This window comes from Caulobacter sp. DWR3-1-2, from assembly GCF_049896225.1.
Lineage (GTDB): Bacteria > Pseudomonadota > Alphaproteobacteria > Caulobacterales > Caulobacteraceae > Caulobacter.
In genome coordinates this window covers 180,377-204,528 of the sequence record NZ_JAFCTW010000005.1, presented here as the reverse complement: position 1 = coordinate 204,528, position 24,152 = coordinate 180,377, and the positions used below count along the sequence as shown (strand labels likewise).

Annotated in this window: 22 protein-coding genes; 15 read left to right on the top strand and 7 right to left on the bottom strand. The window is 66.6% G+C overall.

The window, feature by feature from the left end:
- Window positions 1–25: 25 nt before the first annotated feature.
- On the bottom strand, window positions 26–817 hold the full coding sequence (gene dapB / locus ACP696_RS09600; RefSeq protein WP_426030748.1) for a 4-hydroxy-tetrahydrodipicolinate reductase: 792 nt from the start codon (window positions 815–817) through the stop codon (window positions 26–28).
- A 253-nt stretch (window positions 818–1,070) separates the two neighbouring features.
- Here dapB and ACP696_RS09595 point away from each other — a divergent pair, with 253 nt between their 5' ends.
- The 4 genes from ACP696_RS09595 (at window position 1,071) to ACP696_RS09580 (ending at window position 8,162) form a co-directional block, all read left to right on the top strand.
- Window positions 1,071–3,359, top strand: coding sequence for an NADP-dependent malic enzyme (locus tag ACP696_RS09595; protein WP_426010252.1), 2,289 nt, complete (start codon window positions 1,071–1,073; stop codon window positions 3,357–3,359).
- Window positions 3,360–4,253: 894 nt separating this feature from the next.
- Window positions 4,254–4,817 (top strand): alkyl hydroperoxide reductase subunit C, encoded by a 564-nt coding sequence (gene ahpC, locus ACP696_RS09590; RefSeq protein WP_426010250.1) that lies wholly within the window; start codon window positions 4,254–4,256, stop codon window positions 4,815–4,817.
- Window positions 4,818–4,926: 109 nt separating this feature from the next.
- Window positions 4,927–6,531: an alkyl hydroperoxide reductase subunit F gene (gene ahpF / locus ACP696_RS09585; protein WP_426043736.1), complete on the top strand. Its 1,605-nt coding sequence runs from the start codon at window positions 4,927–4,929 to the stop codon at window positions 6,529–6,531.
- A 242-nt stretch (window positions 6,532–6,773) separates the two neighbouring features.
- Complete coding sequence (locus ACP696_RS09580) at window positions 6,774–8,162, top strand: intermediate filament-like cell shape determinant CreS (RefSeq protein WP_426010248.1); 1,389 nt, start codon at window positions 6,774–6,776, stop codon at window positions 8,160–8,162.
- 118 nt (window positions 8,163–8,280) lie between these two features.
- Here ACP696_RS09580 and ACP696_RS09575 read toward each other — a convergent pair whose 3' ends face one another.
- Both ACP696_RS09575 and ACP696_RS09570 read right to left on the bottom strand, forming a co-directional pair.
- Complete coding sequence (locus tag ACP696_RS09575; RefSeq protein WP_426010246.1) at window positions 8,281–8,802, bottom strand: SRPBCC family protein; 522 nt, start codon at window positions 8,800–8,802, stop codon at window positions 8,281–8,283.
- Between the two features lie 182 nt (window positions 8,803–8,984).
- Window positions 8,985–9,836: a glutamate racemase gene (locus ACP696_RS09570; RefSeq protein WP_426010245.1), complete on the bottom strand. Its 852-nt coding sequence runs from the start codon at window positions 9,834–9,836 to the stop codon at window positions 8,985–8,987.
- Between the two features lie 123 nt (window positions 9,837–9,959).
- On the opposite strand from ACP696_RS09570, the gene ACP696_RS09565 reads away from it, so the two are divergent.
- The 3 genes from ACP696_RS09565 (at window position 9,960) to ACP696_RS09555 (ending at window position 13,148) form a co-directional block, all read left to right on the top strand.
- Complete coding sequence (locus ACP696_RS09565) at window positions 9,960–12,095, top strand: M3 family metallopeptidase (RefSeq protein ID WP_426010244.1); 2,136 nt, start codon at window positions 9,960–9,962, stop codon at window positions 12,093–12,095.
- A gap of 139 nt (window positions 12,096–12,234) precedes the next feature.
- Complete coding sequence (locus ACP696_RS09560; protein WP_426030741.1) at window positions 12,235–12,807, top strand: PadR family transcriptional regulator; 573 nt, start codon at window positions 12,235–12,237, stop codon at window positions 12,805–12,807.
- A gap of 2 nt (window positions 12,808–12,809) precedes the next feature.
- Complete coding sequence (locus tag ACP696_RS09555) at window positions 12,810–13,148, top strand: DUF2218 domain-containing protein (RefSeq protein WP_426010241.1); 339 nt, start codon at window positions 12,810–12,812, stop codon at window positions 13,146–13,148.
- Window positions 13,149–13,560: 412 nt separating this feature from the next.
- Here ACP696_RS09555 and ACP696_RS09550 read toward each other — a convergent pair whose 3' ends face one another.
- Both ACP696_RS09550 and ACP696_RS09545 read right to left on the bottom strand, forming a co-directional pair.
- Window positions 13,561–14,643 (bottom strand): GNAT family N-acetyltransferase, encoded by a 1,083-nt coding sequence (locus ACP696_RS09550; RefSeq protein WP_426010239.1) that lies wholly within the window; start codon window positions 14,641–14,643, stop codon window positions 13,561–13,563.
- A gap of 81 nt (window positions 14,644–14,724) precedes the next feature.
- Window positions 14,725–16,878, bottom strand: a complete 2,154-nt coding sequence (locus ACP696_RS09545) for a prolyl oligopeptidase family serine peptidase (RefSeq protein WP_426010237.1) — start codon at window positions 16,876–16,878, stop codon at window positions 14,725–14,727.
- Window positions 16,879–17,049: 171 nt separating this feature from the next.
- Between ACP696_RS09545 and dapF the strand changes: the two genes are divergently transcribed.
- The 4 genes from dapF to ACP696_RS09525 are packed head-to-tail and all read left to right on the top strand — an operon-like array spanning window position 17,050 to window position 20,571.
- On the top strand, window positions 17,050–17,919 hold the full coding sequence (gene dapF / locus ACP696_RS09540) for a diaminopimelate epimerase (protein WP_426011280.1): 870 nt from the start codon (window positions 17,050–17,052) through the stop codon (window positions 17,917–17,919).
- Entirely contained in the window at window positions 17,832–18,761 is a 930-nt protein-coding gene (locus ACP696_RS09535) for an SDR family NAD(P)-dependent oxidoreductase (RefSeq protein ID WP_426010236.1), read from the top strand. The genes dapF and ACP696_RS09535 overlap by 88 nt, the downstream gene beginning before the upstream one ends.
- The gene (gene mtaB, locus ACP696_RS09530) at window positions 18,758–20,116 is read left to right on the top strand and encodes a tRNA (N(6)-L-threonylcarbamoyladenosine(37)-C(2))-methylthiotransferase MtaB (RefSeq protein WP_426010234.1); all 1,359 of its coding nucleotides are present in this window, start codon (window positions 18,758–18,760) and stop codon (window positions 20,114–20,116) included. Before ACP696_RS09535 ends, mtaB begins: the two co-directional genes overlap by 4 nt.
- Before the next feature lie 11 nt (window positions 20,117–20,127).
- Window positions 20,128–20,571, top strand: a complete 444-nt coding sequence (locus tag ACP696_RS09525) for a GFA family protein (protein ID WP_426010232.1) — start codon at window positions 20,128–20,130, stop codon at window positions 20,569–20,571.
- Window positions 20,572–20,673: 102 nt separating this feature from the next.
- Here ACP696_RS09525 and ACP696_RS09520 read toward each other — a convergent pair whose 3' ends face one another.
- Window positions 20,674–20,850, bottom strand: coding sequence for a hypothetical protein (locus ACP696_RS09520; protein WP_426010230.1), 177 nt, complete (start codon window positions 20,848–20,850; stop codon window positions 20,674–20,676).
- Entirely contained in the window at window positions 20,847–21,473 is a 627-nt protein-coding gene (locus ACP696_RS09515; protein ID WP_426010228.1) for a trimeric intracellular cation channel family protein, read from the bottom strand. The genes ACP696_RS09520 and ACP696_RS09515 overlap by 4 nt, the downstream gene beginning before the upstream one ends.
- A 115-nt stretch (window positions 21,474–21,588) precedes the next feature.
- Between ACP696_RS09515 and ftsY the strand changes: the two genes are divergently transcribed.
- The 4 genes from ftsY to ACP696_RS09495 all read left to right on the top strand — a co-directional run bounded on the left by ftsY (window position 21,589) and on the right by ACP696_RS09495 (window position 24,146).
- Window positions 21,589–22,533 (top strand): signal recognition particle-docking protein FtsY, encoded by a 945-nt coding sequence (ftsY, locus tag ACP696_RS09510; RefSeq protein WP_426010226.1) that lies wholly within the window; start codon window positions 21,589–21,591, stop codon window positions 22,531–22,533.
- A 2-nt stretch (window positions 22,534–22,535) separates the two neighbouring features.
- Window positions 22,536–23,198 (top strand): inner membrane-spanning protein YciB, encoded by a 663-nt coding sequence (locus ACP696_RS09505; protein WP_426010224.1) that lies wholly within the window; start codon window positions 22,536–22,538, stop codon window positions 23,196–23,198.
- A gap of 95 nt (window positions 23,199–23,293) precedes the next feature.
- Window positions 23,294–23,878 carry a MarR family winged helix-turn-helix transcriptional regulator gene (locus tag ACP696_RS09500; protein ID WP_426010223.1) on the top strand — a complete coding sequence of 195 codons (585 nt, stop codon included), beginning with the start codon at window positions 23,294–23,296 and terminating at the stop codon, window positions 23,876–23,878.
- Between the two features lie 157 nt (window positions 23,879–24,035).
- On the top strand, window positions 24,036–24,146 hold the full coding sequence (locus ACP696_RS09495) for a hypothetical protein (RefSeq protein ID WP_426010221.1): 111 nt from the start codon (window positions 24,036–24,038) through the stop codon (window positions 24,144–24,146).
- The last annotated feature ends 6 nt before the right edge of the window (window positions 24,147–24,152 follow it).

The following is a 24,152-nucleotide window of genomic DNA, read 5'->3' as shown; positions in this document are numbered from 1 at the left end:
CGCGACGATTGTGAGGCCCTAGTTTTCAAAATCCCAGCACGTCCTGCATGTCATACAGCCCCGGCGGGCGCCCTCGAACCCACAAGGCGGCCGCCACCGCGCCACGCGCAAAGAGCCCTCGGTCGGTGGCCGAGTGCGAGAGGGTCAACACCTCCTCCTCGCCGGCGAAGATCACGCTGTGCTCGCCGATGATCCCGCCGCCGCGCACCACGGAAAAGCCGATGGCGCCCTCGACGCGCGGGCCGGTCACCCCGTCACGCGCCCGGTCGGAAACCTGGCCAAGGTCCACGCCGCGCCCGTCAGCCGCCGCCTGGCCCAGCATCAGGGCGGTGCCGGACGGCGCGTCGATCTTGCGCCTGTGGTGGGCCTCGAAGACCTCGATGTCCCAGTCGGACGCCGGCAAGGCGGCGGCGGCCTGCTTCACCAGGCCCAGCAGCATGTTGACGCCCAGCGAATAGTTACCGGACTTGACGATGGCGATCCTCTCCGCCGCCGCCGCGATCCGGGCGTTCTGAGCGTCGCTGAAGCCCGTTGAGCCGATGACCAGCGCCGGTCCGCCGTTCGCCGCGCAGGCCTCGGCCAGGGCCGTGGAGGCCTCGGGAACGGTGAAGTCGATGACCACCTCGGCCGCCGCCAGGGCCACGTCGCGCTCGACCAGGCCCTCGCCTTGCGCGCCCGGACGATCGAACCGCGCCGCCACCACCGCCTCGCTTCGGCCGACGAGCGTCCGCGCCACGGCGAGGCCCATGCGCCCCGAGGCGCCGGCCAGGGCGATGTTAACGCTACCACGCGGGGCGGCTAAGTCGTTCTGGCTCAAGGCGATCTCCAGGCGATGACGCGCGGGGTAGTCTCCCGACCCGACCCCCCAGGTCAAGGGCGCGCGCGGCGAAATGACAACGTTGGACAACGGGCCTCCAGGGCGCAATGCCAAGCGGAACAAGCGTTTGCGTCGAAAAACTCCACGCCGCAAAGGTTGTGACCCGCCGGCCCCCTCGTTACGGTGACGCCAAATAAGGCCGCGTCGCATCGTTCGACGCGTCTCCAGCACGTGCGCAGCGGGACCGGGAAACATGAGCGACAGCGAGAAGAAGACCTTCACCGACGAAGAAGCGCTGAACTTCCACCGCTATCCGACCCCCGGCAAGATCGGCGTCGTCGCCACCAAGCCCATGGCCACCCAGCGCGACCTCAGCCTGGCCTATTCGCCCGGCGTCGCCGTGCCGGTGCTGGCGATCGCCAAGGATCCCGACCTCGCCTACGAATATACCTCCAAGGGCAACCTGGTGGCGGTAATCAGCAACGGCACCGCGATCCTGGGCCTCGGCGACCTGGGCGCCCTGGCCTCCAAGCCGGTGATGGAGGGCAAGAGCGTGCTCTTCAAGCGGTTCGGCGACGTCGACTCCATCGACATCGAGATCACCAGCAAGGACGCCGACGAGATCATCACGGTGGTCAAGAACATCGGCGTCACCTTCGGCGGCATCAATCTGGAGGACATCAAGAGCCCCGAATGTTTCCGCATCGAGACCGAGCTGCAGGAGCTGCTCGACATCCCGGTGTTCCACGACGACCAGCACGGCACGGCGATCATCTGCGCCGCCGGCCTGATCAACGCCTGCCACATCACCGGCAAGAACCTGGCCGACATCAAGGTGGTGCTCAACGGCCCCGGCGCGGCCGGCATCGCCTCGATGGAGCTGATCAAGGCCATGGGCGTGCGGCCCGAAAACGTCATCGCCGTCGACAGCAAGGGCGTGCTCTATCGCGGCCGCACCGACGGCATGAACCAATGGAAGAGCGCCCACGCGGTCGACACTCCGCTGCGCACCCTGGCCGAGGCCGTGGTTGGCGCGGACGTGCTGCTGGGTCTCTCGGCCAAGGGCGCGTTCACGCCGGAGATGATCGCCAGCATGGCCCCCAATCCGGTGATCTTCGCCATGGCCAACCCCGATCCGGAGATCACCCCAGAGGAGGTCCACGCCGTGCGCAAGGACGCCATCATGGGCACCGGCCGCAGCGACTATCCCAACCAGGTCAATAACGTCCTGGGCTTCCCCTACATCTTCCGCGGCGCCTTGGACGTGCGGGCCCGTCGCGTCAATCACGAGATGAAGATCGCCTGCGCCAACGCTCTGGCCATGCTGGCCCGCGAGGACGTGCCCGACGAGGTCGCCGCCGCCTATCACGGCCGCCAGCTGAAGTTCGGACCGCAATATATCATCCCCTCGGCCTTCGACCCGCGGCTGATCTGGTACGTGCCGCCCTTCGTCGCCCAGGCGGCCATGGACACCGGCGTGGCCCGCAAGCCGATCGAGGACATGGACGCCTATCGCGCGGGCCTGGCCCAGCGCCTGGACCCCACCGCCGGCTTCCTGCAGAAAATCAGCGGCGCCGTTTTGTCGAACCCGAAGACGATCGTTTTCGCGGAAGGCGAGGACCCGTCGGTGATCCGCGCCGCCTATGCCTACCAGACCGGCGGCTTCGGCAAGGCCATACTCTGCGGCCGCGAGAACCTGGTCGAGGACAATATGCGGGTCGTCGGCCTGGACCCGGCCACCGCCGGCCTCGAGATCATCAACGCCCGGCTCAGCGACCGCAATCCGGACTATGTGGACGCTCTCTACAAGCGCCTGCAGCGCCAGGGCTACCTCAAGCGCGACGTCCAGCGGTTGATCAACCAGGACCGCAACAGCTTCGCCGCCTCGATGGTGGTGCTGGGCGAGGCCGACGGCATGGTCACCGGCGTCACCCGCAGCTTCGACCAGGCCCTGGAAGACATCCTGCGCGTCGTCGACCCGGCCCCCGGCGGCCGGATCATGGGCATGTCGGTGGTGCTGGCCAAGGGCCGCACGGTCTTCGTGGCCGACACCAATGTCACCGAGTTGCCCGAGGCCGACGAACTGGTCGAGATCGCCCTGGAAGCCGCCCGCGCCGTCGCCCGCCTGGGCTTCAAGCCGCGCGTGGCCTTCATGAGCTATTCCACCTTCGGCAACCCGATGGGCGAGCGCTCGGAAAAGGTGCGCGAGGCCGTGGCCATGCTCGACGAGATGGACATCGACTTCGAATATGAGGGCGAAATGCCGCCCGAACTGGCGCTCGACCCCGAGCGGCGCGCGAACTACCCGTTCATGCGCCTGACCGACAGCGCCAACATCCTGATCATGCCGGCCATCCACGCGGCCTCGATCTCGACGAAGCTGGTGCAGAGCCTGGGCGGGGCGACCGTGATCGGGCCGGTGCTGTTGGGGTTGAGCAAGCCGGTGCAGATCGCGCCGTTGTCGGCGTCGGTGTCGAAGATTTTGAATATGGCGATGATGGCGGCCTATGAGGCGCCGGGGGATGGGGGCGGGGAGGGTTAGGAGCGCCACCGGTTCAGTTTTCTGAACTTGGTCACAGTCCTTGCATAGGAGCCGCCGATTGGGAGCGTCTTGGGCTCTTGGATCGGGATTTTCCCCTAGCCGCATATGACCAGTTGCCGAAGTTTTCCTAAGCTATCGGGCCCGCCGCTGGGGCGGCCGGCGGGCCGGCCGGCGGGGCGAAGGGGTGGGCTTCCATGCCGTTGGGGCGTCCTAATTAGCCTCTGCTCTCTGGGAGAAAGTTGAAGGAGCTAGCCTCCATGCCCTGCGAATAGCCAGTAAACTCTAGCGTTTTCAAGGCACTAAAACTTTTCGATCTAATTGATCCTCTCCCTCCAGATCACCGCCATACTGGTCCTACCCAAGAGCACGGGAAGGGCGCACGTACGGCGACCGAGGCGGCTCTTGGGGGTGGTCGAGCGGGAAGGCTTGTCCGCCGTGTCTTCTTCGGAAGACGCCCCAGGTCGGTTCGGAGCAGGTTCACCCCCGTGGTGACGAAACTCCGGCGCTCGGGGTAGGCGGACAGGCTGGCAGGTGCGGGCTGAAATCGCCCGCACGGTCCGGAAGGGTTAGCCGCCCTTCCGCCCGCCGGGGGCCCACTTCGGAAGCGGGTTAAGACCCCGCGCTCTGATGGCTCCCGTCTGAAGGCCACGCGAGGCGCTCGTCTTCGTCGAAACGGTACATAAAACGCAAAACCTCCGGGCGGAGCCCGGGCGCTTCGCATCCCTCCCATCCCATCGCAGCCTCCGGGCGCGTGAGGGCGAAGCGGCGTCCAAAGTCGCGCACCGGCCGCCGAAGCGAATAGATTATGTCTATCTTCAATGATGAATTAATCGATTGGCCCTATCGCACCCTCCCCTGTATTGGTGGCCTCGCAATTTCCTGCAGGAGCACTCCATGTCCTTGATCAACACGGCCATCAAACCCTTCACCGCCGAAGCCCTGAAGGACGGCAAGTTCATCACCGTCAGCGACGCCGACTTGAAGGGCAAGTGGTCGGTCGTGTTCTTCTATCCCGCCGATTTCACCTTCGTCTGCCCGACCGAACTCGAGGACCTGGCCGACAACTACGCCGAGTTCCAGAAGCTGGGCGTGGAGATCTATTCAGTCTCGACCGACACCCACTTCGCCCACAAGGCCTGGCATGACACCTCGGAAGCCGTGGGCAAGATCGAATACACCATGGTCGGCGACCCGACCGGCACGATCACCCGCAACTTCGACGTGATGATCGAGGAGGTCGGCCTGGCCGATCGCGGCACCTTCGTCGTCGATCCGGACGGCAAGATCCAGATCGTCGAGATCACCGCTGGCGGCATCGGCCGCGACGCCCTCGAACTGCTGCGCAAGGTCAAGGCCGCCCAGTATGTCGCCGCCCACCCGGGCGAAGTTTGCCCCGCCAAGTGGGAAGAGGGCGAAGCCACCCTGAAGCCTTCGCTGGACCTGGTCGGCAAGATCTAGGTTCGCGATCGCGTCACCCCTTTCGCCAGCCCGCGAACGGGGTGACGCACCCTCGTTGAAATTCGCGCCGCATCCTCCCCCGAGGCGACGCCACGCATTGGAGCACGTCATGTTGGACGCCGGTCTCAAGGACCAACTGAAGGCCTATCTGGGCAATCTGCGCCAGCAGATCGAGCTGGTCGCCTCGCTGGGCGAGGGCCAGGGCTCCAAGGACATGCTGGCCCTGCTCGAGGACGTGGCCGCGGCCTCCGACAAGGTCAGCCTGAATCTGGCCGGCGACGACGCTCGCAAGCCGTCCTTCGCCATCGAGCGCGACGCCAAGGATTCCCCCCAAGACAAGGTTGGCGTCCGCTTCGCGGGCCTGCCCCTGGGCCACGAGTTCACCTCGCTGGTGCTCGCTTTGCTGCACGTCGGCGGTCACCCGCCGAAGTTCGACGCCGAGGTGCTGGACCAGGTCCGCGCCCTGGAAGGCCCGTTCCGCTTCGAGACCTATTTCTCGCAGAGCTGCCAGAACTGCCCGGACGTGGTCCAGGCGCTGAACACCATGGCCGCCCTGAACCCCAACATTACCCATGTCGCCATCGACGGAGCGCTCTTCCAGCAAGAAGTCGAAGCGCGCCAGGTCATGGCCGTACCGACGGTGTTGCTGAACGGCCAGCCGTTCGGCCAGGGCCGGATGAGCCTGGAGCAGATCGTGGCCAAGCTGGACACGGGCGCCGTGGCCCGCGAGGCCGAGAAGATCAAGGCCAAGGACGCCTTCGAGGTGCTGATCGTCGGCGGCGGTCCGGCCGGCGCGGCGGCGGCAATCTATGCGGCCCGCAAGGGCATCCGGGTGGGCGTGGCGGCCGAACGCTTCGGCGGCCAGGTGCTCGACACCATGGCCATCGAGAACTTCATCTCGGTGTCGCACACCGAAGGCCCCCGCCTGGTCGCGGGCCTGGAGCAGCACGTCAAGGACTACGACGCCGACATCATGAACCTGCAGAAGGCAGTCGGCCTCGTGCCGGCTCAAACTCCGGGCGGCCTGATCGAGATCAGGCTGGAGAACGGGGCCAGCCTGACCTCGCGCAGCGTGATCCTGGCCACCGGCGCCCGCTGGCGCAATGTCAACGTGCCCGGAGAGGCCGAGTACAAGAACAAGGGCGTGGCCTATTGCCCGCACTGCGACGGCCCGTTGTTCAAGGGCAAGCGCGTGGCGGTGATCGGCGGCGGCAACAGCGGCGTCGAGGCGGCCATCGACCTGGCCGGCATCGTCGCCCACGTGACCCTGATCGAGTTCGACAGCCAGCTGCGGGCCGACGCCGTCCTGCAGCGAAAGCTGGCCAGCCTGCCCAATGTCAAGATCGTCACCTCGGCCATGACCACCGAGATTCACGGCGACGGGACCCGCGTCAGCGGCCTGACCTACAAGGACCGCAACCACGACAGCGCCCATCGCGTCGACCTGGAAGGCGTATTCGTGCAGATCGGCCTGGTGCCCAACACCGAGTGGCTGAAGGACAGCGGCGTGGCGCTGAGCAATCGGGGCGAGATCGAGGTGGACTATCGCGGCGAGACCTCGTTGCCCGGGGTGTTCGCCGCCGGCGACGCGACGACCACGCCCTACAAGCAGATCGTCATCGCCATGGGCGAGGGCAGCAAGTCGGCCCTGTCGGCCTTCGACTACCTGATCCGTCTGGAACCGGCCGTCCCGGCGCAGTCGGCCGCCGCCTAGGGCGAAACGCCCTCATCGTCACGGTTCTGGAAGCCGCCGCGTTCGCCGTTCAAGGCCGACGCGGCGGCTTTCGTCGGTTTGGCGCTGCGGCAATGCGCCTCTCGCCGGACACGCGATCTACGCCTCGACATCAATCTTGGCCCCGGGCATCTTGTTAACGAATGAGCAAATGATTCTGCGCGGCCGACGGGCCGATTCGACGCGATGGGCGTCGTTACGCGGGTCGTTAAAAGGTGGGCAAGATGCGGCTGCTGTCGAAGAACGATCGCAACACCAAGAGCGGCGTCAAGCCGGTGATGCTGGCGACCGAGAACGACCGTCCTGAGTCCACGGAGACGTCCGACCGTCTGATCGAGGCCACCCAGGCGATCGGCGTCCGCTACGAAACCATCCATGGCGGCCTCGACAGCATCAGCCGCGTGGTCGAGCACCTGCGGGCCATCGAGCCCCTGCTCTCTGAAATTCGCGGCCCGGTCGCCGAGGAGTTTGAAGCCCGCCGTAGCGAGCACGCCGAGCTGATCTCGCTGCGCGCCGCCTTCGACACCGCCGCCCGTCAACTGGCCGCCGTCCAGGCCGAGGAGCGCGAGCTCTCCGCCAAGCTGGCCGCCTCCGACGCCGGCCTGGTCGAGTCTGACGCACGACGCCAGGCCCTCGACGTGGCCCTGGAAGACGGGGCGCTCGAGATCGATCGGCTGCGCAACGGCCTGCTGCAGTCCGACCTGAAGGTCGGCGGGCTGGAAGCCGCCCTACGAGACGCCGCCGCGCGCGGCGAGCACCTGGCCCAGGACGTCGACACCCTGCGCCTGCAGACCCAGGACATCGACACCCGTCGCGGCGAGGCCGAATCGGCCCTGGCGCGCTCGAACCAGCAGACCGCCTTGCTGGTCGAGGAGTCTGGCACGCTGAAGAAGCGCCTCGAACAGGCCGGTTCCGACGTGGCCCGCCTGTCGCGCATCGAGACCGAGCTGGAAGGCCAGGTCGCCGCCGAGCGCGCGCGCCTGCTGGCCTCCGACAACGCCCTGACCACCTTCCAGTCCGACAGCGCCCGCACGATCCGTGGCCTTGAGGCCCAGGTCGAGGCCGGCCGCACCGAGGTGTCGGCCCTGCAGACCCGCCTGGAGACCGCCACCGGTCGTGCCGACAAGCTTGAAGAGATGAACGGCCAGATCTCGGCCAAGCTGAACGAAAGCAGCGCCCAGCAGCAGGCCGTCGAGCGCCGGGCCGGCGATCTCAATGTCGCCTTGGAGCGCGCCCTGGAACGGGTTCGCAATCTGGAGGACGAGGTCGAGGACCTGCGCGGCCGTCATGCCGGCGTCGACACCGCCCGCGCCGCCGCCATCGAGCGCGCCGACCAACTGGCCAAGACCGTCGTCGCCAACGAAAAGGCGCTCAAGCGGGCCGAGGAACGCGCGACCCAGTTGCGCACCCGCTTCGACGTCATGCAGACCGCCCAAGACGACATCCGTCGCCAGCACGACGACAAGGTCGCCGAAATGCAGACCGAGATCGAGCGCATCCGCTCGGAAGCCGCCCTGGCCGAAGGCGCTCTGGAATCGGCCCGTCGCGACCGTTCGCGCCTGCAGATGGCTCTGCTCGGCGCCACCAGCGACGACCTGGCGGCGGCGGGGTAGTTTTAAGCCCTCCCCCTGTGGGGGAGGCGGCCGAAGGCCGGTGGGGGGATTGGGCGGCGAACGCCCTGCCACTCCCCCTCCGGTCGCTACGTGATCACCTGCCCCGGAGGGGGAGGATTTATTTTTCCGTCTCTACATAGACCTTGAGCCGGTCGAACTGGTCGCTGAGCACGCGATCGACGACCGGCGCGATCCTGTCCAGGCCGCCCTTCATGTAGCCGCCGACGTCATAGGTCTGGGTCAGGGTGGTCCTGCCGTCTTGCTCGGACAGGGTCCAATTCAGGTGACCGCTGGCGCCGCTCATCTGCAACGGACCTAGGCCGCCGAACAGCCGCAGGCCCTGGCCGGGCTGGGCATAAACCACGGTCATGTGCACCACCGAGCCGCCATTGGGCAGCTTCTCGCAGAAACAGCCGCCCGACATCGCCGCCATCGACAGATTGGCCGATGAGCCCGACCAGGTATGATCCTTGTTCCACCAGGCCGAGGGCTGGGTCAGGGCGGCATAGACCTTGTCGGCCGGCGCGTTGATCACCGCCTCGCGCTTGACCTCGAACCCGTTGGGCTGGGCGTCGACGACTTCGCCGTGGGCGCTGGCGGCGGTGAGCGCCAAGGTCGCGGCGATGAGCAGGTGTTTCATGGGGGCGTTCCTGATGTTGGACTGAGGTTGACGCCTCACCCATAAGCGTCAAGTCAGCACTTGCCCCCACCTGACCGCTTCGCGGTCTGTCGCGGCGAGCGGGCGGAGCCTCGGACACTTGGAGCTCTTCCCCTATGGGCGAAGACGACCGCGAAGCGGTCCGTAGGGGGCAAGTCCGTGACCTAAGCCGCCTCGAACCGCAGCGGGCCACCCCAGAAGGTCTGGACCAGCGCATTCTGAGGTCCCGGCTCGCCGGTGGTCAGGAAAACCCGGCCGCCGCCCGTCCCAGGGTCCAGCTCCGGATGACGCTCGAAATAACGCTCCAGCGCGTCGGCCGTGGCGGCCGGCTGCTGGATCATCGGGGTGCCAGCCGGCAGGGCGGCGCGGAAGATGTCGGCGATGATCTCGTAATGGGTGCAGCCCAGCACCGCCCGGTCGGGATAGCGCCCGATGCGGGTCTTCAGCGCCTGGACATAGCCCTCTACGGCCTTGGCCAGGTCCACGGCCCCGGCGTCGGCCTCGATCATCGGCACAAGGTCCGGACAAGCCTGCGAGAACACCGCGATGTCTTGCTTGCGTTTGTCGATCTCGATCTCGTAGACGCGAGAATTGGTGGTGCCCTGGGTGGAGAACACCCCCAGCACGTCCAGCTGCTCGACCTTGTCGCCGCGCCGCTCGGCCTCGTGTTCCCAGGGCAGGCCGGTGGCCGCCTCGATGGTCGGCACGATGATTCCCAGCACATTGACCGGCCGGCCCAGCGCCTTGCGATAGCCCGGCAGCCAGGTCTGTTGCAGGCGGCGCAGGGCGATGGCCGAGGCGGTGTTGCAGGCCAGGACGACGACGCTGGCCCCGGCGTCGAACAGGCGCTCGCACCCGGCCCGCGTCAGATTGACGACCTCCTCGCCCGGCCGCCCGCCATAGGGCGCATTGGCCTGGTCGGCCAGATAGATGAAGTCCGCCTGGGGCAGACGGTTCACGAGGGCGCGGTGGACCGTGAGGCCGCCCACGCCGGAGTCGAAGACGCCGATGGACATGGGACGACACTTAGCTTTCGTCGCCGCGCCCGTCCACGGTGGTGAAGGGTCACAGCGGTGTCATGTGACGGCGCTTTTCGCGTGGCCTAGGCTGATCTTCAAACGTTGTCCCGGAGACACCCCTTGAAGCGTCGTTCGTTCCTCGCCGCCGCCAGCGCCACGGTCCTCATGCCCGCCATCAGTGAAGCCGCCGACCCCGCGACCCCAGCCAATCCCCTGCTCGCACCCTGGACGGGTCCGCATGGCGGCGTCCCGCCCTTCGACAAGGTCAAGCCTGATCTGTTCGCCTCGGCCTATGACGTCGCGATGGCCGAGCAGCGCCAGAAGCTCTTTGCCCTGACCGCCAAGCGTTCGGCGCCGAGCTTCGAAAGCATCATCGCCGAATACGAGGATTCCGGGCGGGCAATGAGCCGGGTCAACGGGCTGTTTGGCGTGTTCACCTCGACGATGAACGACGCGGTCATGCAGAAGGTCGAGGCCGCCACCACGCCCAGGCTGGCGGCCTTCACCGACGAGATCATCCAGAACGAACAGCTCTTCGCCCGGATCAAGGCTGTCTACGACGCTCGCGAGACGGCCGGCCTGACGCCCGAGCAGAAGCGCCTGACCTGGGTGACCTACAACAACTTTGCCCGCCAGGGCGCGGCGCTGGATGGCGTCAAGAAGGCCCGGCTGGGCCAGATCAACCAGGCCCTGGCCGGCCTCTACACCAAGTTCAGCCAGAACGAGCTGGCCGACGAGGAAGGCTACAGCCTGGTGCTGGAAAGCCAGGCCGATCTGGTGGGCCTGCCGGACTCGATCCGGGCCGGAGCGGCGGCGGCGGCCGAGGAAAAAGGCCAGAAGGGGAAGTGGCTGATCACCAACACCCGCTCGTCGATGGAGCCGTTCCTGGTCTATTCCGACCGCCGCGACCTGCGTGAGAAGGGCTGGAAGCTGTGGATCTCGCGCGGCGACAATGGCGACGCTCATGACAACAAGGCGGTGATCACCGAAATCCTCAAGCTGCGGGCCGAAAAGGCCCAGCTGCTGGGCTTCCCGAGCTACGCCCACTGGATCACGGCCGACAACATGGCCAAGACCCCGGACGCGGCCATGGACCTGATGACGCAGGTCTGGAAGCCGGCCGTGGCGCGCGTCCATGAAGAAGTGGCCGACATGCAGAAGGTCGCCGCCGCCGAGGGCGCGACCTTCAAAATCGCGCCCTGGGACTATCGCCACTATGCCGAGAAGGTCCGCAAGGCGCGCTATGATCTCGATCAGAACGCGGTGAAGCCCTACCTGCAGCTGGAGAAGCTGCGCGAGGCGATCCACTGGGCGGCCGGTCAACTGTACGGCTTCACCTTCACCCAGATCACCGACGTGCCGGTCTGCCACCCCGACGTCCGCGTCTGGGAGGTTACAGGGAGCGGTCAGCGCGTGGGCCTATGGTACTTCGACCCCTACGCCCGGGCCGGCAAGCAGTCGGGCGCCTGGATGAGCGAATACCGCACCCAGGAGACATTCCGCGGGGTGGTGACGCCGATCGTCTCCAACAACTGCAACTTCGTGAAGGGCCAGCCCGGCGAGCCGGTGCTGATCTCCTGGGACGACGCGGTCACCCTGTTCCACGAGTTCGGCCACGCCCTGCACGGCCTCAACTCGGACGTAAGCTATCCCACCCTGGCCGGCACCAACGTAGCCCGCGACTTCGTCGAGTTCCCCAGTCAGCTCAACGAGCACTGGTTGCCGACCAAGCCGGTGCTGGAGAGGTTCGCCGTGCACTACCAGACCGGCAAGCCGATCCCCGCCGATCTCGTGGCCAAGATCGAGAAGGCCCACACCTTCAACCAGGGCTTCTCGACCGTCGAATATCTGTCCTCGGCGATCTACGACATGAAGATCCATCTGGCGGCCCAGGGTCAGGTCATCGATCCGGAAGCCTTCGAGACGGCGACGATGGCGCAGATCGGCATGCCGTCGGAGATCGTCATGCGCCACCGACCCACCCACTTTGGCCACATCTTTTCCGGCGACGGCTACTCGGCGGGCTACTACGACTACATCTGGGCCGACACCCTGACCGCCGACGCCGCCGAGGCCTTCGCCGAGGCGCCCGGCGGCTTCTACGACAAGGCCGTCGCCAAGCGTTTGCACGACGACATCATGAGCGTGGGCAACACCCTTGACGCCGGCGAGGCCTTCCGCCGCTTTCGCGGCCGTGACGTGAAGATCGGCGCCCTGATGCGCAATCGCGGCTTCCCGGTTCCGCCGGGAGCCTAGGCTGGTCTACGAATGGGGACATGCGCATGAGCATGTCCCCAGCACCTTCCCGGCATGATCAGATATATCTAAAATCACTCTTGCCCCAGTCCAATTTCGATATATCTATAACTTCGATGTAACGAAACAGGATCTAAAAATGTTTGGACGTCATCACCATCCCGAAGGCCGCATGGGTCACCATGGGGGCCATCACAGCCGTCATCCGTTCGGCTTCCACGGCCATGAAGGCCATCATCGTCGCGGCGGCCGCATGGGCCGGTTCTTCGACCACGGCGATCTGCGCCTGGTCGTGCTCAAGCTGATCGCCGACAAGCCCAGCCACGGCTACGAACTGATCAAGGCCGTCGAAACCTCGGCCGGCGGCGCCTATACCCCCAGCCCCGGCGTGATCTATCCCACCCTGACCTTGCTGGAAGAGCTGGGCTACGTCACGGCGGCAGACGCCGGCGGTGGCAAGAAGCTCTACACGATCACCGACGAAGGCCAGGCCTTCCTGGAAAGCAATCGCCAGCCCGTGCACGGGCTGTTCGCCCGGATGGCCGAGGCCGCCGCCCAGAGCGCCGCCTTCTCGCCGCAGATCATGCGGGCTCGCGAGAACATCAAGACGGCGCTCCGCCTCAAACTGACCGCCGGCCGGCTGACACCCGAGCAGATCGCCGCAATCGCCAAGGTGCTGGACGACGCGGCCGCCGCCATCGAGGGGGTGTAGCGATGCAGAGCCATGCCCGTCTGAACACCGACAAGGCCGCGCGCTACATGACCCAACTGGCCAAGCACTGGAGCCACAGGTTCGAGGTGGCGTTCGACGCCACCTCGGCCCGGATTCCGCTGCCGGTCGGGACCTGCGTCCTGCTAGCCGAACCCGATGGCTTGAACATCACCGTCGAGGCGCCGCTGCTCGAGAACCTCACGAAACTGGAGGACGTGGTCGCCGACCACTTGCTGCGCTTCGCCTTCCGCGAATCGGTCGAGCGCCTGGCCTGGACCCGCGCCTGGGAAGCTGGGCGAATTGACCCACCCGCCCTACGCGTCAATCACGTCGGTCTCTAAGGCAAAACCCTGGTCACAATGTCGGGATAGCGCCGTTTATCCGTGGGACAGGCAGTCAACTGCCCTTGCGTGAACCCATTAACCATCGTTTGCTTCGCCACGAGTCCCGGTAGAGGACTGTGGAGGAAACCATGGGTCATGTGGTTCGCGACGTTGTGTTTCGCCCGCGGATGGATGGTTGCCAACGCCGTCTCCGCTGGCTTTTAGCCATCACGGCGTTCAACATCGTGCTGTGGAGTGGGCTGATCGCCTTGATCAGCCATAGGGCCTAAGGGCGTCGCAGGACGTCGCAGCCTGTCGGGTCAGCGCTAGAGCATTTCCCGACCTGACCGCGTCAGGCCGTGAGCTCTAATCTTTTGTTTTGACGCATTTTTCTTCACGCGAACCGGAACCACTTCGCTCGAAAAATGCTCTAGCGCAGGCCGCGAAGCACGTCGATCCGCCGCATCGCCTTGCCCGGTAGGGCCGACACCCGGCCCAGCGGCAGGGATTCGGCCATCTCGCGCACGCGATAGGCGGTCTTGCGCGCCAAGGTCGAAACCGACGGGGCGCCCAGGAAGCCGAAAGTCACCATCTGCTGATGGTTAGACAGATCGCGCTTGAAGCGATAATCGCCCGCGCCCAGGTCGAGCCGGCGATAGGGGCTGTGGTCCAGGCTCTTCAGGATGTCTTGAAACAGAAGCAAGCCCGGCGAGTAGCGCTCGAATTTAGGATCGTGGGCGATCAGCCAACCGTGGATCGTACCGCCGCCGCGCAGGTGGAAATGCGCCGCCGCCAGCTCGTCGCCCAGGTGGAGGGTGTAGAGGCCGCCCCCGAACGCCGAGTCGCGATCCCCGAACAGGGCCTCGATCAGCCGCATGACCCAGGGTGTCTTGAAAAGGTCGGTCTGGCCTGTGGCGGCAAGCTGGGCGCGCTTCCAGGCGATGAGCTGGGTGAAGTCCTCGCGCGATTCCGATAGGGCGGTGAACCGGGCGGCGCCCGTCTCACGCTCGGCCTTGCGACGCTTCTTGTCGATGTCCTTGAGCGCTCCGATCCCCGCCGCCTTGCGCTCGGCCTCGTAGGCGGCGTAGCCGTCGGCGACGTCGATGATCCAGGAGGTGCTTTCGCCTCGTCCCTGCCCACGAAAGGCCGGGTCACCGGCCTGCATGTGGCAAAAGTCGAAGCGGGAAACGCCCATGGCCCGAAGCATGGCGCGCGGATCCGGCCGGAAACCGCCATGGGTCACAAGGGCCTGGTAGTCCGACATCGGCGCCCCGACCGGCATGGCGATGTCGCCACGCTTGCGCACTGGCAGGAAGGCCGCGGGCTGGCCGGCCGTATCATGCTGGATCGCCACTTGGACGCCGCTGTCGGGGCCTTGAGCCCGCGCAACGGCCGAAACCCACTGCGGCGACAGGAACGGGCTGTCGAAACGCGGCTCGGCCGCCTGGGCGGCCGACCAGCGCGCGCTGACCTCCGGCGGCAGTTCCAAGGCGGGGACGACGTCGATCTTCAAGGCAACCTCGATCCGACCTGAACGAGCAGCCGGAATTCTTGGCGATTTTGCTCTGTATAGATTGAATGAGGGTTTACAGCCTCAGTCCATCAGCTTCTTCGACAGATAGACATATTCCAGGGCCTGGCGGCGCGCGGTTTCGGCCTGGTTGGCGCTGGCCGCGTGGCCGCCGTCGACATTTTCGTAATAGAGCACCGGATAGCCCAGTTCTTCCAGCCTCGCGGCGGCCTTGCGGGCGTGGGCCGGGTGGACCCGGTCATCCTTGGTCGAGGTCTCGATGAACACCTCGGGATATTTCTGGCCGACCTTGAGGTTGGTATAGGGGTCATACTTGGCAATTACCGCCCGCTCCGACGGTATGGCCGGGTCGCCATATTCGCCGATCCACGAGGCGCCGGCCCCGATCTGGCTGTAGCGGATCATGTCGAACAGCGGCACCTGCACGACGACGGCGTTGTAGAGCTCGGGCCGCTGGGTCAGGGCCACGCCCATCAGCAGGCCGCCATTGCTGCCGCCCATGATCCCCAGATGGCGCGGCGAGGTGATCTTGCGGTCGATCAGGTCCTGGGACACGGCGAAGAAGTCGTCATAGACCTTCTGGCGGTTCTCCTTGAGCCCGGCATTGTGCCAGGCCGGGCCGAACTCGCCGCCGCCGCGGATATTGGCCACCACATAGGTGCCGCCGCGCTCCAGCCACAGCTTGCCCATCACGCCCGAATAGCCGGGCGTCATCGACACCTGGAAGCCACCATAGGCGTAGAGCAGGGTCGGCGCCTGGCCATCCATGGCGAGGGTCTTGGGATGGATGACGAAATAGGGGATCCTGGTCCCGTCTGTGCTGGTCGCCTCGAACTGTTCGACCACGTGGGCCCCGGCGTCGAAACGGGCCGGCGAGGCCTTGATCTGCTCCAGCTTCAACGAGCCGGCGTCGGCCAGCCAGAGGGTGGAGGGCGTCAGATAGCCGGTGACGCTGAAGAACAAGCGGTCGTCCTTCGACGAGGCCGAGCCCAAACCGATCGTCGAATTGGCCGGGAGGTCGAACTTCTTTTTCGTCCAGCCCAGGGGCCCGTGATTATAGGCGAAGGCCACGCCGGTGACGTTGTCCAACAGGCCGACGATCAGCTTGCCGCGGGTGCTGGTCACCGACTCGACCGACTGCTTGGCGGTGGGGCGCAGCACCAGGGTTGCCTGGGCCTTGGCCGGATCAGCCTTGACCGCCCTGAGGCTGAAGCTGATCAGGTCGCCGGTCTTGAAGCCCTCCTCGGCCCAATCCTGCTCCAGAGACACCACCATCTGGCCATTGACATAGCCCTGGATCGAGCTCTTCACGGGCAGGTTCAGCCGCACGGGAGCAGCGTCGGTCAGCAGGTATTTTTCGCTCTCGAAGAAGCTGGTGGCGCGATTGGCCATCACCGCCTGGACCACGCCGTCGGCGTCGCGCAGCGTGTAGCCGCTGACCGAGACGTCATCGACCGTGCCGCGAAACACCTCCCTGGCCGAGGCCAGGGGGGTTCCGCGCTTCCAGGTCTTCAGCACATAGGCATAGCCCGACTTGGTCACTTGGCCCGGCTCCCATTCGCGGGCGACCATCAGGGTGTCCTTGTCGATCCAGTCATAGTCCTGCTTGCCCTCGGGCAGCACGAAGCCGTCCCTTACGAAGGCGCGGGTCATCGAGTCGAACTCCCGGACGGTGACGGCGTCCTTGCCGCCGTCCGACAGGGTGACCAGGCACAGGGTCTCGTCAGGGGCCAGGCAATTGGCGCCCTTGAACACCCAGTTGGCGCCCTCGGCCTTCGACAGGGCGTCGATGTCGAGGAGGGTCTCCCATTGTGGCGCGGGCGTCCGGTAGCTGTCCAAAGTCGTGCGGCGCCACAGGCCGCGCACGTGATCGACGTCCTGCCAGAAGTTGCGCAATGACCCGTCGCCGGCGAACGACACGCCCGGCACCCGGTCCTTGGCGTTGAGGATCGCCAGGGCCTTGGCCTCAAGGTCGGCATAGCGCGGATCACCCTGCAGCTTGGGCAGGCTGCGAGCGTTCTGGGTCTTGGCCCAGGCCAAGGCGCGGGCTCCCTCGATCTCTTCCATCCACTTGTAGGGATCGTTCTGACCCAACTGGTCCAGGGGCGTGCGCGCCTCGGTATCGGCGGAAGCCGGGACGGGCTGGGCGGCTTGGGCGGTGTTCGAAAGGGTCATGAGGCTCGTGGAGGCGAGGAGAACGAGAAACAGTCTGCGCATCTAGTGATCCAGGGCTGTCGCGACAGGTGGGCGGGCGACGGTAACGAAAATCACGGATGGCGCCAGAGTGGCCGAAAACACGCGGGTCAATCGTCTAAAGCCGCGCTAAGAACGCCGCACTTGGGCCTGACCTCTGACTCGGCCGAGGTTTTCCACTATATAACCCGCACCATGAGCCGCACCTTTCTCAAGATGAACGGGCTGGGCAACGACTTCGTCGTGCTTGAGACCGCCTCGCAGCCCTTCCATCCGACGGCGGAGGACATCCGCGCCATCGCCAGACGGCCCGGCAAGGATGGGGGCGAGGGCGGAATTGGCTGCGACCAGGTGATCGCCATCGATCCGCCCAGGGGGCAGGGCGCGAGCGCCTATGTGCGGTTCTGGAATTCGGATGGCGAGGAGACCGGGGCCTGCGGCAACGGTACGCGCTGCGTGGCGTGGCTGCTGATGCAGTCGTCGGACAAGACCGCCGTGGCCTTCGACACCGTGGCCGGCCGGCTGACCGGCCAGATGGCCGGCGACAAGCTGGTCACCGTCGACATGGGCCCACCGGGCCTGGCCTGGGACCAGATCCCGCTGTCCGAGGAGATGGACACCACCGGCATCGAACTGCAGGTCGGCCCGATCGACGCCCCCGACCTGCACACGCCGGGCTGCGTCTCGATGGGTAATCCGCATGTGGTGTTCTTTGTCGATACGCCGGCCACCGATGAACTGGCGCGCGGCACGGGGTCGCTGATCGAACACCACCCGCTGTTCCCGCAGGGCGTCAATGTCGGATTCGCCAACGTCGTTGAGCGCGACCACATCAGGCTCAAGGTCTGGGAGCGCGGCGCGGGCCTGACCGCCGCCTGCGGCACCGGCGCCTGCGCGGCCCAGGTGGCCGCCGTCCGCAAGGGCCTGACCAACCGCGTCGCCAGGGTCGAGTTCGAGAGCGGGTCCCTGACCATCGAATGGCGGGCCAGCGACAGCCACGTGATCATGACCGGTCCCGTGACGATGGAATTCAGCGGCAAACTGCCCGAGAAGGTCGCGGCATGAGCGTCCATACCGCCCCCATCCACCCGGCGATTGGTCCAGGCAAGACGGCCGTGATCACCGGCGCGGCCGACGGCATCGGCCTGGCCGCCGCCCAGACCTTCGCCGGTCTGGGCATGAACGTGGTCATGGCCGACATCATGGGCCGCGCCCTGGCCAAGGCCGCCGACTCCATCGGCGAGCGCGCCCTGGCCGTGCCTACCGACGTCGCCGACCGCGCTGCGGTCCAGACCCTGCGCGACGCAGCGGTCGATCGATTCGGCGCTGTCGACGTGCTGATGAACAACGCCGGGGTTGGCGGCGGAGGCGACGCCTTCTCGGGCGAGGACCCGTGGAAGCGCATCCTCGACGTCAACCTGTGGGGCGTGATCAATGGCGTTCAAGTGATCGGCGAGGAGATGGCCGCCAGCGGCCGCCCCGGCTTGATCATCAACACGGGCTCCAAGCAAGGCATTACCCAGCCGCCGGGCAACACGGCCTATAATGTGTCGAAATCGGCGGTGAAGTCGCTGACCGAGGGGCTGGCCCACACCCTGCGCGAGATCGTCGATTGCCAGGTCGACGCTCGCCTGCTGATCCCCGGCTTCGTCCACACCGGCATGACCCGGCGCGGCGGCGACAAGCCCGCCGCCGCCTGGACCCCGCAACAGACCGTCGACTTCATGCTGGAAAGCATCCAGCGCGGCGACTTCTACATCCTGTGCCCCGACAACGACGTGCCCCGCGCCGTCGACGAAAAGCGCATGGCCTGGGCCATCGGCGACATCATCGAAAACCGCCCAGCCCTGTCGCGCTGGCGCCCCGACTGGAAGGACGCCTTCGCGGCGTTCGTCGATAAGCCGTGACCACCTACACCCTCATCTCCCGGCCGCCGAAGCCGGCCCCCACCTCCCAACATGAGAATGGGGGCGAGGAGGGCGGCCCGGCCGTCGTCTCCAGCGGTCCCGACGACGTGGCGATCGTCACCTTCGGCTGCCGGCTGAACGCCTATGAGTCGGAAGCCATCCGGGCCCGCGCGGCCGCCGATGGCTTGACCGACGCGGTGGTGTTCAACACCTGCGCGGTAACCAACGAGGCCGTGCGTCAGGCCCGGCAGGCGATCCGCAAGGCGCGTCGCGAGCGGCCGGACGCCCGGCTGATCGTCACCGGCTGCGCCGCCCAGATCGATCCCGCCGCCTTCGCCGCCATGCCGGAGGTCGACCTCGTGCTCGGCAACGCCGAAAAGGCCGCGCCTGGCGCGTTGATGGACACCTCTACCCGTGTTCGTGTCAATGACATCATGTCGATCAGGGAGACCGCCGGTCACCTGATCGCCGGTCTCAAGGACCGCGCCCGGGCCTATGTCGAGGTCCAGAACGGCTGCGACCACCGCTGCACCTTCTGCATCATCCCCTATGGCCGGGGAAACTCGCGCTCGGCCCCGGCCGGCGAGGTGGTCGACCAGGTCCGCCGGCTCTCGGACGAGGGCTATAACGAGGTGGTGTTGACCGGCGTCGATGTGACGTCGTGGGGCTCCGACCTGCCCGGCCAACCGACCCTTGGCCAGCTAGTGGGGCGAATCCTGAAGCTGGTTCCTGGCCTGCCGCGCCTACGGCTGTCGTCGATCGACGCCGCCGAGATCGACGTCGACCTGTTTCGGCTGCTGGAGACCGAGCCCCGGCTGATGCCCTATCTGCACCTGTCCTTGCAGGCCGGCGACAACCTGGTGCTCAAGCGCATGAAGCGTCGCCACAGTCGCGAGGACGCCCTGAAGCTGGTGGCCAGCGTCCGCGCCGTGCGCCCCGACACAGCCTTCGGCGCCGACCTGATCGCCGGTTTCCCCACTGAGAGCGACGAGGCCTTCGAAAACACTCTGAGGCTGGTCGAGGAGGCGGGCCTGGCCTTCCTGCACGTCTTCCCCTACAGCGCTCGCCCCGGCACGCCCGCCGCGCGGATGCCGGCGGTCAAGGGCGGAGTGATCAAGGACCGCGCCCGCCGCCTGCGGGAAGCTGGCCAGGCTGGGCTTGAACGCCACCTCCAGCGCCAGGTGGGCCGCGTTCTATCGGGCCTGGTCGAGCGCGAAGGCGTGGCCCGCGCCGAGGATTTCACCGAGATCGCCTTCGATCCCGCCTTGGGGGGCGCCGCGCCCCAGGGCCGGATCGTTGCCTTTCGCGTCACCGGCCACGACGGCGTGAGGGTGATCGCCGAGCTCACCGCCTAGGGAGGTTTCCCATGTCCGATACGACCGCGCTGACCGGCGGCTGCCAATGCGGCGCGGTGCGCTTCAGCGTCGACGGCGCGCCTGGCCGCGCCTCGATCTGCCATTGCCGAATGTGCCAGAAGGCCTTCGCCGGAGCGTTCGGGGCCTTGGTCACCGTCTCGGTCGTCGACCTGATCTGGACGCGCGGCGCTCCGGCCCATTTCCAGAGCTCCGACCAGGTGAAGCGCGGCTTCTGCGCCGCCTGCGGCACGCCGCTAACCTTTGAATGGAGCGCCGAGCGGATCGACTTGGCGGTCTTTGCCTTCGACGATCCCTCGCGGGTCGAGCCGGCGGTGCAATTGGCCGTCGAGGGTCGTCCGGCCTGGATGGATCATCTGGCCGATATGCCGGTTCGCCCGCCGACGGGGCCGTCGGGTGTAGTAGTCAGCCGGCAGCATCCCGATCACGACACCTGATCCTTCTCCCTTTGCGGGAAAAATGTGGGCTCGCTGAGCGATGTCGGACGAGGGGTTGACGGGAGGATCAGCCGCAAGCGGCGGGCGGGTTGATGCGATCCCTCATTCGTCGGCTGCGCCGCCACCTTCTCCCGCTAGGGGAAGGGAGAGAGGGTGTAGACGCTTCACCGACAGCGCCAGATAGGCCACACCCATGACGGTCCAGACGATGTCTTCGGCGCGCCGACCTTGAATGACGATCATCGTCTCACCCTCGAAGCGCGGCTTGCGTCCGTTCACGCCTTCTCCTCTCCGCCTGCAAACCCCGGCAGGCTCCAGCCCAGCTTGAGCGCACAGGCCCGCAAGCCGAAGGCGGCCACAAATCCGGCGATCCCCGCCGGCCAGAAACCCGCGTGCAGCAGGCTCAGCACCGCGAACACCGACGCCCCCAGCAGGGCGGCGGTGATGTAGATCTCGCGGCGCAGCAGCAGGTTCGGCTCCCCGGCCAGCACATCCCGGAGGATCCCGCCGAAGGCGGTCGTCAGCACGCCCATCATCACCGCCGTGAACGGATGGACGCCCAGGCTTAGCGCCTTGGCCGTGCCGACCACGCAATAGGCGGCCATGCCCAGGGCGTCGAGCCACAGCAGGGCTCGGAACCGCCAGCCGCGCTTCCCCAGCATCCAGACGATCACCGCCGCCCCCAGGCAGGCCAGGACATAGCCGGGCCGCTGGATCCAGAACACCGGCGCGCCGATCAGCAGATCGCGGAGGGTTCCGCCGCCAACTCCGGTGATGGCTGCGAAAAAGCCGAAGGTGATGATGTCGTGCTTGCGATGGGCGGCGGCCAGCGCCCCGGTCGCGCCGAACACGGCGACGGCGGCGTAATCCAGCCAGAACAGTGTGGTCGAAAGCGCGTCCATTGGCGTTTCATGCCACGGCCGACAGAGCCTGTCCCAGGCTCTGTCCCCTTTGATTGGAGCGTGGCGGGCGCTGAAACCGCTCACACTTTCAGCTGCCACGCTCTAAAGGAACGCCATGAGCGAAAAGCCCGAGCAGAAAAAAGGCTGGTTCCAGCGCCTGACGTCGGGCCTGGCCCGGTCGTCCCAGCAGATGACCGACCAGGTCACCGGCGTCTTCGTCAAGAAGCCCCTGGACCAGGAACAGCTGGATCAGCTGGAAGAGATGCTGATCGAGGCGGACCTTGGTCCCCAGATCGCCGCCCGCATCGCCGACGCCTTCGGCAAGGCGCGGTTTGGCAAGTCCTCGACCGAGATCGAGGTCAAGGAAGCCCTGGCCGACTTGGTCGCCGCCGAATTGACCGACCGCGAGGGGGTATTCGACCCGCTGTCGGGTCCCAAGCCCTATGTGGTGCTGTTCATCGGCGTCAATGGGTCGGGCAAGACCACCACCCTGGGCAAGATCGCCTCCGACCTGACCCTCAACAAGGGCGCCAAGGTGCTGATCGCCGCCGGCGACACCTTCCGCGCCGCCGCCGTGGAGCAGTTGAAGGTCTGGGCCGACCGGGCAGGGGCCGATTTCATGAGCCGTCCGCCCGGTTCCGACGCCGCCGCCTTGGCCTATGAGGCCGTCGAACGCGCCAAGCTCGAAGGCCATGATGTCGTGCTGATCGATACCGCCGGCCGGCTGCAGAACAAGCAAGGCCTGATGGACGAACTGCTCAAGGTCATTCGGGTGCTCAAGAAGGTCGATCCCGACGCCCCGCACGAGACCCTGCTGGTGCTGGACGCCACGGTGGGCCGCAACGCCCTGGCCCAGGAGAAGATCTTCGGCAACCAGGTCGGCGTCTCCGGGATTGTGATGACCAAGCTGGATGGCACGGCGCGCGGCGGGGTGCTGGTGCCGGTGGCCCGGGCCTCGGACAGCCCGATCAAGCTGATCGGCGTCGGCGAAGGCGTCGATGATCTACAACCGTTCGACGCGCGTGCCTTCTCGCGCTCGCTGGTGGGGCTTGAGGACTAGACATGACCGAGATTCCTCCCCCCGAGCCGGCGTCCGCACTGGCCACTCAGCCCGACAAGAAGAAGAACGCCGCCTGGGTGCGCACTGCCGTCGACTACGGCGCACCGGTGGCCTTCGCCGTGGCCTTCTTCGCCACCAAGAACTTCCAGACCGCCACCTGGGTGCTGGTCGTCGCCTCGGCCCTGGCCCTGGCGCTCGGCTATGCCGTCGAGCGCCGTGTGGCCCTGCTGCCGCTGTTTTCCGGCGTCATGGCCCTGATCTTCGGCGCCCTGGGCCTGGTGTTCCACAGCGACGTGTTCGTGAAGATCAAGGTGACCGTGGTGAACGGCGCCCTCGCCCTTTTCATGATCGGCGGAACGCTGATGGGCCGCGCGCCGCTCAAGGCGCTGATCGGCGAGGCCGTGCGCCTGCCCGACGCCGCCTGGCGCACACTCACCCTGCGTTATGGCGGCTATTTCACCTTCGCGGCGGTCGCCAATCAGGTGGTCATCGCCATCACCAACGGCATGCCTGCGGTGCAGGGCAACGACCTGTGGGTAAAGTTCCGCATCGCCCTGCTGCCCCTGGCCATCGTCTTCTCCCTGACCCAGGTGCCCTTCATGATGAAGCACATGGCCAAGGGCGACGAGGCCAAGACACCCGAACCGCCGGACGCCGGCTTCTAGGTTGGCAACCGACAGCCCACGGACCATCTGTCGTCAAATCGACGTGTAACCGTGGTACCTGAAGGTCCGTCGACGGAAACGAGGGACGACGGATTATGGCCAAGATCAAGGGCGACAAGGGCGGCGGCAGGTCCGTCGGGGCGGATCACGGCGGGGCCCTGACGCGGTCGCCCAGCCACCTGCTGCACCGTGTCCTGCAACTGGCCCTCGACATCTATGCCGAGGAGAGCGGCGCCGGCGGCGTCACCCAGCGGCAGTTCGCGGTTCTGGCGGCGGTGGCCGAGAACGAGGGCGTCACCCAGACGGGCCTGGTGCGCGCCACCGGCATCGACCGTTCCACGCTGGCCGACATGGTCGCCCGGATGATCACCAAGGGCCATCTGGAGCGTCATCGCTCCGATCTGGACGCCCGCGCCAACACCGTCAGCCTGACATCGGCCGGCGCCGCCGTGCTGGAGGAAAGCCGTCCCAAGGTGGCCATGGCCGACGCTCGCATCCTGGCCCTGCTCAAGCCCAGCAAGCGTGCGGGCTTCCTTGAGTTGCTCGCCGACATGGCTGTGTCCGACGTCCACGGCGAGCCGGAGGTCAAGGTCAAGAAGACCAAGGCTCCCAAGGCTGAGAAGGTCGCCAAGAAGGACAAGAAGCCCAAGAAGGAAAAGGCCGCCAAGAAGGCGGCCTGAGGGCCCAGCCGGGGACACGCACAAGCGCATGTTCCCCGGCTCTTCCGCCGAAAGCCTTAGGCGGGCGTCCGTCGAAGCCCTAAAGTCGTCTCAAGCCGATAGGACGGCTCGGCCTGCTGGACATCCCGGCGCGCGAGCGCCCTGGCAGGGAGCGCGCATGGCCAAGGGTCAGAAAAAGTCCAACAAGGAAGTCCGCAAACCGAAGGCCGACAAGAAGGCCGCGCCAGCCGCCGCGTCGCCGTTCATCGTCACGTCCGGGAAAAAATAGGGCGCT